11 protein-coding genes are annotated in these 9,127 nt (G+C 67.0%); 3 read left to right on the top strand and 8 right to left on the bottom strand.

What is annotated here, in order from left to right:
- The 6 genes from A5692_RS05575 to A5692_RS05550 all read right to left on the bottom strand — a co-directional run.
- Window positions 1-1,252: MCE family protein (locus A5692_RS05575; RefSeq protein WP_068053113.1), on the bottom strand; the 1,252-nt coding region annotated here is incomplete at its 3' end.
- Between the two features lie 4 nt (window positions 1,253-1,256).
- Complete coding sequence (locus A5692_RS05570; RefSeq protein WP_068053100.1) at window positions 1,257-2,114, bottom strand: ABC transporter permease; 858 nt, start codon at window positions 2,112-2,114, stop codon at window positions 1,257-1,259.
- Window positions 2,111-2,821: an ABC transporter permease gene (locus A5692_RS05565; protein WP_231984200.1), complete on the bottom strand. Its 711-nt coding sequence runs from the start codon at window positions 2,819-2,821 to the stop codon at window positions 2,111-2,113. The genes A5692_RS05570 and A5692_RS05565 overlap by 4 nt, the downstream gene beginning before the upstream one ends.
- A gap of 243 nt (window positions 2,822-3,064) precedes the next feature.
- Window positions 3,065-3,415: a DUF732 domain-containing protein gene (locus A5692_RS05560; RefSeq protein ID WP_068053097.1), complete on the bottom strand. Its 351-nt coding sequence runs from the start codon at window positions 3,413-3,415 to the stop codon at window positions 3,065-3,067.
- The gene (locus A5692_RS05555) at window positions 3,412-3,921 is read right to left on the bottom strand and encodes a CAP domain-containing protein (protein ID WP_068053107.1); all 510 of its coding nucleotides are present in this window, start codon (window positions 3,919-3,921) and stop codon (window positions 3,412-3,414) included. The genes A5692_RS05560 and A5692_RS05555 overlap by 4 nt, the downstream gene beginning before the upstream one ends.
- Window positions 3,918-4,304, bottom strand: a complete 387-nt coding sequence (locus A5692_RS05550) for an STAS/SEC14 domain-containing protein (protein WP_231984199.1) — start codon at window positions 4,302-4,304, stop codon at window positions 3,918-3,920. Before A5692_RS05550 ends, A5692_RS05555 begins: the two co-directional genes overlap by 4 nt.
- Before the next feature lie 196 nt (window positions 4,305-4,500).
- On the opposite strand from A5692_RS05550, the gene A5692_RS05545 reads away from it, so the two are divergent.
- Both A5692_RS05545 and A5692_RS05540 read left to right on the top strand, forming a co-directional pair.
- Window positions 4,501-6,030: an Hsp70 family protein gene (locus tag A5692_RS05545; protein WP_068053092.1), complete on the top strand. Its 1,530-nt coding sequence runs from the start codon at window positions 4,501-4,503 to the stop codon at window positions 6,028-6,030.
- A gap of 8 nt (window positions 6,031-6,038) precedes the next feature.
- Window positions 6,039-6,704 carry a nitroreductase family protein gene (locus tag A5692_RS05540; protein ID WP_068053089.1) on the top strand — a complete coding sequence of 222 codons (666 nt, stop codon included), beginning with the start codon at window positions 6,039-6,041 and terminating at the stop codon, window positions 6,702-6,704.
- A gap of 26 nt (window positions 6,705-6,730) precedes the next feature.
- On the opposite strand, the gene A5692_RS05535 is transcribed toward A5692_RS05540, so the two are convergent.
- Window positions 6,731-7,147 carry a cyclic nucleotide-binding domain-containing protein gene (locus tag A5692_RS05535; protein WP_197514365.1) on the bottom strand — a complete coding sequence of 139 codons (417 nt, stop codon included), beginning with the start codon at window positions 7,145-7,147 and terminating at the stop codon, window positions 6,731-6,733.
- 188 nt (window positions 7,148-7,335) lie between these two features.
- Between A5692_RS05535 and A5692_RS05530 the strand changes: the two genes are divergently transcribed.
- Window positions 7,336-8,166 carry an oxidoreductase gene (locus tag A5692_RS05530; protein WP_068053105.1) on the top strand — a complete coding sequence of 277 codons (831 nt, stop codon included), beginning with the start codon at window positions 7,336-7,338 and terminating at the stop codon, window positions 8,164-8,166.
- On the opposite strand, the gene A5692_RS05525 is transcribed toward A5692_RS05530, so the two are convergent.
- Window positions 8,150-9,127 (bottom strand): AMP-binding protein (locus tag A5692_RS05525; RefSeq protein ID WP_156765938.1); only part of this gene is annotated, 978 nt, incomplete at its 5' end. The genes A5692_RS05530 and A5692_RS05525 overlap by 17 nt on opposite strands.

Genomic DNA, 9,127 nt, shown 5'->3' with positions numbered 1-9,127 from the left:
CTCCCGGGTACGGGACCGGCCCGGGAGCGGGACCCCCGGGATAGCGGATGCTGGGTGGTTCGGGGATTCCGCGGGTGACGGGCAGGTAGTCGGCGTATCCCGGGAACGCGATCCCGGGATTGGGCCGGATATCCAGACCGGTTCCCCATCCCGTGTTCGTAATGAGTTGGCGCAGCGGCCAATTGGCTGCGACGTCCGGCAGTGATCCGCAGCCCGGCTGACCGCCGGGACCCCCCTTGGCGCCGACGATCGGAAGGTTCTGCGGGTACCGGTACTGGTCCGCGCCGAACAGCGGTGTGCTGTCGATGATCAACGAGTATCCGTTGGCGCCGCCCATCGCGTCCCGGTACCCGGTGTCGAGGGCGGTTTTCGCGCCGACCAACATACACGTCAGTGCGGGGTTGTATTTCATCAGCAGGCTGGTGGTCGGTTCGAGCAGATTCACCGCCCTGATGATGTTGTTCTTATTGGGCCCAACAAGATTGATCCCACTGCGGGAAAGCCCGATGGCGCCGGCGAGCAGCGCGTCGAGGGCGGCCGAGTCATGGTCGATCGTGCCGCTGGTGGTGCCGGCGGCGTCGAGCACCCGCAGAATATCCTGTGCCGCAGGGTCATAAGTGTCGCTGATGCTCTTGACCGCGCGAATGTCCGCCCTGACCGTTTCGGCGCGCGGATTGATCGCTCGCAGCACCTCGTCGGCGTCGGTGATGCCCTGGCCGATGACTGCCCCTCGGCCGCGCAAGCCCTCGGCCAGCGCGGACAGGACGGCCTGCAGCTTGGCCGGGTCGATCTCGTCCAGCACCTTGACGAGGTTGGCGAACATGGTGTTGACCTCGGTGCCGACGTTGTCGACGGGGATCACCGCCCCGGCCGACAGGCGCTTCGGGCTGGGCCGGCTCGGATACACGAGGTCGACGTATTTGGCGCTGAAGAAGGTGGTCGCCCTGATGCGGGCGCGCACGTTCGCGGGGATGTATCGGACCTGGTTCGGGTCGAGATCCAGCCTGAGGCTTACCTGGTCCTTGCCGGTGTGGATCTCGCCGACCCGGCCCACCTGCACCCCGCGCATCTTGACCTTGCCGCCGCGGTCCATCACCAGGCCGGCCCGGTCGGAGACCACCGTCACCGGCACGTACGACTTGAACCACCCGGAGAAGAAGGCAGACGTCAGCGCGATGGTGCCGAGCGTGGCGACGGCCAAGATCAGTGTCCACCACGCGGGATGCATCCCCTCTGAGCGCGATTCCGACATGGTCCTACCCGGAGAGATTGAAGTGGCCGGACTGGCCGTGTACGGAAAGCGAGATCGCCAGCACGATCAGCGTCAGCACGATCAGGGAAGTGCGGACCGAGTGACCGACCGCCCGGCCCACGCCGGCGGGGCCGCCCCACGCGTTATAGCCGTAGTAGGTGTGCACGAGCATGACGGCGATCGCCGCGGCGATCACGGTGACGAACGACCACAGCAGGTCGGTCGAATTGAGAAATGTGCGGAAGTAGTGGTCGTACACGCCGGTGGACTGGCCGTAGATGCCCGTCGTGCCGAACCGCGCCGCCTGAAACGCACACACCACCGCCACGCAGTACAGCGGGATGACCACGACCACACCCGCGACCACCCGGGTGGAGACGAGGTAGGCGATGGATCGCACCGCCATCACCTCGAGCGCGTCGATCTCGTCGGCGATCCGCATCGCGCCCAACTGCGCGGTCGCGCCCGCGCCGATGGTCGCGGCCAGGCCGACGCCGGCGACCGCAGGCGAGATGATGCGTACGTTGACGTAGGCGGAGATGAATCCCGTCATCGCCTCGACGCCGATGCCGGACAGCTGGTTGTAGCCCTGTACTGCGATGACCGCGCCGGTCGACAGGGTCAGGAAGCCTACGATCACCACGGTGCCGCCGATCACCGCCAGCGCGCCGGTGCCCAGGCTCATCTGGGCGACCAGTCGGATGATCTCCTTCCCGTAACGAGCGAAGGCCGTCCGCATTTCGGCGATCGCAATCGCGTAGAACTTCACCTGCGCGCCAACGCGATTCCAATCAGCGGCGACGCGGCCCGCCGCGTGCGGCAGCCAGTCGAATCGCTGGTGTAGCGCGCTGTCGCCGGTCATTGCGGACCCGTGTAGTAGACGGCCGTCGCCACGATGTTGATGACGAACAGCGCGACGAACGAGTAGACGACGGTTTCGTTGACGGCGTTGCCGACGCCCTGGGGGCCGCCGCCGACGGAAATGCCCTTGTAGCAAGCGATCAGAGCGGCCGCCATCCCGAACAGTGCGCCTTTGACCAGACCGAGGATGAGGTCGGGCAGGTGGGTGAGCAGCGTCAGACCCGCGGCGAAGGCGCCCGGGGTGACGTGCTGCACGAAGACCGAGAAGACGAACGACCCGGCCAGGCCCACCAGGGTGACCAGCGACACCAAGGACACCGCGACGACGGTGGCCGCCAGCACCCGCGGCGCCGCCAGCCGGCGGACCGGGTCGACGCCCATCACGCGTAACGCGTCGAGTTCGTCGTGGATGGCACGCGCGCCGAGGTCGGCGCACATCGCCGTAGCCCCGGTGCCGGCGACCACGAGAACGGTCACCACCGGCCCGATCTGGGTGACCGAGGCGGTCGCGGCGCCCGTCCCGGAGAAGTCGGCCGCCCCGAACTCGACCAACAGGATGTTCATGGTGAACACGACGAGAACGGTGAACGGGATCGTCAGCAACAGGGTCGGAATGATGGAAACCCGGGCCACGAACCAGGTTTGCAACAGAAACTCACGCCATGGAAAGGGCAGCTTGAACATCGCCACGAACGTGTCGAGCGACATGGCGAAGAAATCGCCGGCCGATCGCAGGGGTTTGGTGACGGACTCTGAGGAAATCACGGCAAATCCCTCCACCGGCCCGGAAAGATGACCGTCGTCGCGACCCGTGTGCCCCTAACCCGGGGACGCTTGAGGGGAACCGTACAACAAGCCTGAAACCCGCGAAGGAGAATTGGCGATGTTTGCCGCCCGGACGCCAAACGCACTCGCAGTGAATGCGATTCATATTCCGATGTTCTCATTGCGTCACGGCCCGGCAGGCGGAACGTATCCGGCGGCCGATTGTCGTAACTGCCAGATCTGCGCCGGGCACAATTCACCGACGGCCTGGCTGATCAGATACGACGCCTGATACTCGTCGGAGTTGCCGAAGTCCCCTTTGACCTCCGCCATGATCTGCGCATAGCGCTCCCCCGCCCGTACCTTGTCGCAAATGCCGTTCCCGTACGCCAAGGCGGCGTCGGCATTGGCGAAGTTGTAGCCCGGGCGCACGGTCACGTTGACCAGGTAGGCCACCGCATCCGCCCGCGCGGGGGGCGGCCCGGCGCACAGCAAGACGGCCGCCGCGGTCGGACCGGTCAGCCGGCGAAGATTCATCTCGGCGCCCGAGCGCCGGGTGCGCCGTACATCGCAACGACGACGCTGCGGTCCAGGCTGTTCTGCGACCACACCCCCATCTGCGTGTAGGCACAATTCCGCATGACCGCCAGGTACACCGGGTTGGAGAACCACTGGTTGATCACCTCGAGCCCGCTCATCGCCAGCGCCGGGTTGATCGCCACGGTCTCGGCGACGCTGCCCCCGTAGCCCGCGGCATCCGCCCGGTCCTGCGGCGTCGAGCCGTCGGAACCGATGTCGCCGTCGAGCGCGCGGTTGGCGAGCACATCGTCGGTGTGCCACTGGGCGGCAAGTTGCAGCTGCGGGTTGATCCGCACGTCGTTGGTGCAACCGGCATTGTGCTGGACGGTGTAGACATTGGCGACGACCCCGTCGTTGAGCCGCTTGTTGTCCGCATCCGCGACCGGTGTGCGCGCGAGTACCGCGCCGGCCAGCAGACCGGCCAGCATGGGCGTGCAGCAACAAATGGCGTCGCGCAGTTTCATGCGGCGCCGCACCCACCCTCGGGTTCGGAAATCCAATCGCGCGCTTTTTCGGCCTCGGCATTCGAAAAGGTCCGGTACCTCCCTGGCCACAAGAATCCGAAAAGTTCGCTCAGTTTCGCCACATGCTTCACCCATGGCACGTCACTGACGACCGCGCACCGATCCCAGTCGAAGTAGTGGTCCACTCCGAACTTCGAATCCGCCCACACCGCGCTCGGCCCGAGAAAGGTTAAATCGGATGCGATTTCGCAATAGATCCGGACCTTCTTGTGCCGCGTCAGTTTGTCTTCGAAGCTGGGTATCAGCACGGCGTCGTAATCGCCTTTGGTCACGTGCCCATGAATGGCGAACGCGGCCACGTCGTCGGGAAAGCCGTGAAGCATCTCGATCACGGTGCCTCCTGAAACAAAACGCGATCTTCGTCGATCCGGTCATCGTCTCCGCGCCGCGCGCGGCGGCCTAGGGGCCAAAGTCATCGGAAGATGCGACCGGTGGCCGTTAACTCGAGGACCCGGCGGGCCGCGGCGCGCCGGGCAGAAAGCTTGTTCCAGGCCCCCGCCGCGGTCCTAAAATTGCGCGATGAGGGTCGGCATCGACTTTGGCACCACACACACCGTCGTCGCGGCCGTCGACCGGGGCAACTATCCCGTCGTCTCCTTCGATGGGGTAGACGCGTGGCCGTCCGTGGTGGCGGCCAACGCCGACGGGGAGTTGCGGTTCGGCACGGAGGCCGCCGCCGTCCGGCACGACCCCGACTGGTCGGTGTTGCGGTCGTTCAAACGTCTGCTCAACGAGGCCGGGCCTCAGACGGAGGTGAGCCTGGCCGGCCGCAGCCATCGACTGGCCGACCTGCTCACCGGCTTCCTCGCTCAGCTGAAGAGCGACCTGTTGCGTCGCTCCAACGCCAGCCTCGCCGCCGGGGAATCCATCGAGGCCGCGATCAGCGTGCCCGCCAACGCCTCGAGCGCGCAGCGCCTGCTGACACTGGACGCGTTCGTCGCGGCGGGTTTCCACGTCGTCGCGCTGCTCAACGAGCCGTCCGCCGCCAGCCTCGAATACGCGCACCGGTACCGCTCCACCATCACCGCCAAGCGGGAGTACGTCCTCATCTACGACCTGGGCGGTGGCACCTTCGACGCCTCGCTGCTCAAGATGACCGGGCACGCGAACGAGGTCGTCATCAGCGAGGGCATTCAGCGCCTCGGCGGCGACGACTTCGACGAGGCGATCGTCGAACTCGTTCTGGCCCGCTCGCAGCTGTCCGGCGTGGACGCCGCCGCCCGCGATCTGCTGCGGGAGGAGTGCGCCGCCCGCAAGGAGGCCGTCGGGGCCCAGACGCGCCGCTTCCTGGTGGACCTCACCGGGGTCGACGGCACCGACCGGCCCCCGTTCTCCTGTCCGATCGACGACGTCTACGCGGTCTGCGCACCGCTCGTCGACAAGACGATGCAATTGCTCGACCGCGTGCTGCGCAACCCGGCCGCCGGCGGCCGTGACGTCACGTGGTCGGAGGTCGCCGGCATCTATGTCGTGGGCGGCGCGGGCAGCTTCCCGCTCGTCTCCCGGATGCTGCGCACCACCTTCGGCGACAAACGGGTGAAGCGCTCGCCGCACCCGTTCGCGGCCACCGCCATCGGTCTGGCCGTCTTCCTCGACAAGGAGTCGGATTTCGCGCTCTCCGAACGCTTCTCACGCAACTTCGGGGTCTTCCGCGAGGCCGAGGCGGGCGCCGACGTCGTCTTCGACCCGATCGTCTGCAAGGACGTCTCCCTGCCCGCCGACGGGCACACCCCGCTGGTGGTCAAGCGGACCTACCGCGCGGCGCACAACATCGGCCACTTCCGCTTCGTGGAGTGCAGCCGCCTGGTCAACGGCCGGCCCGACGGCGATGTCACGCCCTATGACCCGGTCCTCTTCCCCTTCGACCCGGCCCTGCGCGATCGCGACGACCTCGGGCGCCAGCCGGTCGGCCGGTGGCGGGACGGCCCCGACGTCGAGGAGCGCTACGTCATCGCCCCCAGCGGGGCGGTGGAAGTGACCCTGACGACGCAGCCGGCCGGATTCAAGCGCACCTTCCGTCTGGAGCGCCGCGCCTCCGCGAGCGCGTGACGCGGCCCATGGAGCTCTATGACGTCATGCGAACCACGTTCGCGGCGCGCGAATTCACCGACGACCCGGTGCCCGACGAGGTGCTGGAGCGCATCTTCGACAACGCCCGGTTCGCGCCGAGCGGCGGCAACCGCCAGGGCGCCCACATCACGGTGGTGCGCGACCCCGACACCCGGCGCGCGCTCGCCGAGCTGGGTAAGACCGCGGCGCGCCGCTACTTCGCCCAGCTGCAGGCGGGTGAGAACCCTTGGAACCCAATCCATCCCAGCGGCGTGCCGCAGGACGTCATCGACCGAACGGAGATCCCCGACACCTTCGTCGCGCCCATCGCGAAAGCACCCGTCGTCCTGGTGGTTTCCGTCGACCTGACCGTCGTCGCCTCGATCGATCAGGATCTGGACCGTGTCGGCCTGGCCGGCGGCGCGTCGGTGTACCCGCTGATCTGGAACATCCTGCTGGCGGCCCGCGGCGAGGGGTACGGTGGCACGATCACGACCATGGCCATCGCGGCCGAGGACCGGGTGCGGCGCCTGCTGGGCATCCCCGACCTGCACGCGGTCGCTGCGGTTGTGCCCCTTGGCAAACCGGTGCGCCAGCCGACCAGGCTTCGGCGCAGGCCGGTCGCCGAATTCGTCACCCGCGACCGCTTCGACGGCCCTGCGTTCGAGGGTTGAGGACCGCCGCCCGGACGGGTCCGCTTTTATTCGATGACATCGGCATAGATGTCCAGGAGGCGGAACCTCGTCGCATCGAGATACTCTCCGAGAACCGCGATCACACGCTTCTGCAGCTCGTACCCGAGTTCGTGGTCCTCTTCACACTTGTCGCGCAGGCACTTGCCGTCGAAACCGATGGCGCGCGTCGTCTCAACGGCGCGCGCGTCGAAGCGCCAGTTGTACGGCGGCACCAACCACGACCATCCGAGGATGTCTCCGCCTCCGAGCGTCTGCACCGTCAAGCTGCCACGCCCCAGAACGGCGGTTTCGAGCGCGATCCTGCCGGCGCGGATGAGGTAGAAGCTGTCAGCGGGTTGGCCCTCGCGGAAGATCAATTCACCCGCGGTGAAGCGCATGTTTGCCGCACAACCGACCGCCAACTGCAAATAGCGCGGGTCCATCCCGCGGAAGAACGGGTGTCTGGCCAGAACGCCTTCTAGCGTCCGCACTGCCTGTTTCCTTCACCGGTGCCGATCAATTGCTTGAGACAGACGATAGTTGATGGGGAAGGCCCATGTTCCGCGATCGAAGAGAAGAATTGCCGCGACGTAGCCCTGCATTGCGTCGCGGCGAGAAGGAGCCGTCCCGCATGTCCACTTGGCTGATCACCGGATGCTCGACCGGGCTCGGGCGCGCGCTCGCCGAAGCCGTCATCGGGGCCGGTCACAACGTCGTCGTCACCGCACGTGACGTCGAGAAGGTCACCGACCTGGTGCCGGCCGCGCCCGAGCGGGTGCTCGCGGTCGCCCTCGATGTCACCGACCCCGCACAGGTCGCCTCGGCCGTGCGGCAGGCCCACAACCGGTTCGGCCACGTCGACGTACTGGTGAACAACGCCGGTTACGGTTACCGCGCCGCGGTCGAGGAGGGCGACGACGCCGACGTGCGCGCCCTGTTCGAGACGCACTTCTTCGGCACCGTCGCCATGATCAAGGCGGTCCTGCCCGGCATGCGGGCACGCCGCAGCGGCGCGATCGTGAACATCTCCTCGATCGGCGCAACGGTGACACCGGTGGGATCCGGCTACTACGCGGCGGCCAAGGCCGCCATCGAGGGTGTCAGCGGTGCGCTGCGCGGTGAGCTTGCCCCGCTGGGCATCTCGGTGACCATCGTCGAGCCCGGTGCGTTCCGCACGGATTTCGCCGGGCGCTCGCTCGTCCAGTCGGCCACGGTCATCGACGACTACGCGGGCACCGCCGGGCAGCGCCGCAAGGAGAACGACACCATGCACGGGAACCAGGCGGGTGACCCCGCCAAGGCGGCCGCCGCGATCATCGCGGCGGTCGAGTCGAGCGACCCCCCGGGATTCCTGCTCCTAGGCCCCGACGCCCTGGCCTTCTACCGCCACGTCGCCGACGCGCGCGCCACCGAGATCGCGAGATGGGAACAACTCACCAGCGGCACTAGCTTCGGGCCGTAACGGCCTGCCGCAACTTGTTTTTTGCGAGCTTGCCGGTCGGCGTCCTGGGCAGCTCGCCGACGAACTCGACCGAACGGGGCGCCTTATAGTGGGCGATCCGATCGCGGACGTGGTCGATGAGAGCTCTTGCCAGGCAATCAGTTCCAATCACACTCGGCGCCAACTGCACGAGAGCTCTGACTTCTTCGCCCATCTCGGGGTGAGGCACCCCGATGACCGCGACGTCGAGCACCGCAGGGTGCAGTGCCAGGGCGTTCTCGACCTCCTGCGGGTAGATGTTGACCCCGCCGGAGATGATCATGAACGACTTTCGGTCGGTCAGGTACAGGAACCCCTCGGGGTCGAGGTAGCCGAGGTCGCCGACGGTGGTCCAGAACGGATGTTCCGGGTGGCAGGCCGCGGCGGTCTTGTCGGGATCGTTGTGGTACTCGAACGGCAGATGATCGCGTTCAAAGTAGACGGTGCCGACGGCGCCGACGGGTAGCTCGTTTCCGTCGTCGTCGCAGATGTGCAGCCTGCCGAGCACGCTTTGTCCCACCGACCCCGGGTGGGTGAGCCATTGCTCGGAGTCGATGAACGTCAGGCCGTGGGCTTCGGTGGAACCGTAATACTCGTAGAGCATCGGGCCGAGCCACTCGATCATCGCCCGTTTGACATCGGCGGGGCAGGGCGCGGCGGAATGCATGAGCATCCGCAGGCTCGACAGGTCGTAACGGCAGCGGATGGTCTCGTCGAGTCTGAGCAGCCGCACGAACATGGTCGGAACCAGTTGGGTGACGGTGACCCGGTACCGCTCGATGTACCGCAGGGTGGCTTCTGCGTCGAACTTCTTGGCCAGCACCACCGTTCCGCCGAGCGCCTGCACCATGCCGCACCATCGCAGGGGTGCGGCATGGTAGACCGGCGCCGGGGACAGATAGATGTCGGTGGCTTCGATTCCGTAGAAATCGCTCGCCATGGC

The sequence above is a fragment of the Mycobacterium sp. E342 genome (genome assembly GCF_001667665.1).
Classification (GTDB): Bacteria; Actinomycetota; Actinomycetes; order Mycobacteriales; family Mycobacteriaceae; genus Mycobacterium.
The sequence above is the reverse complement of the archived record's forward strand: the minus strand, read 5'-3'. Positions and strand labels throughout refer to the sequence as shown.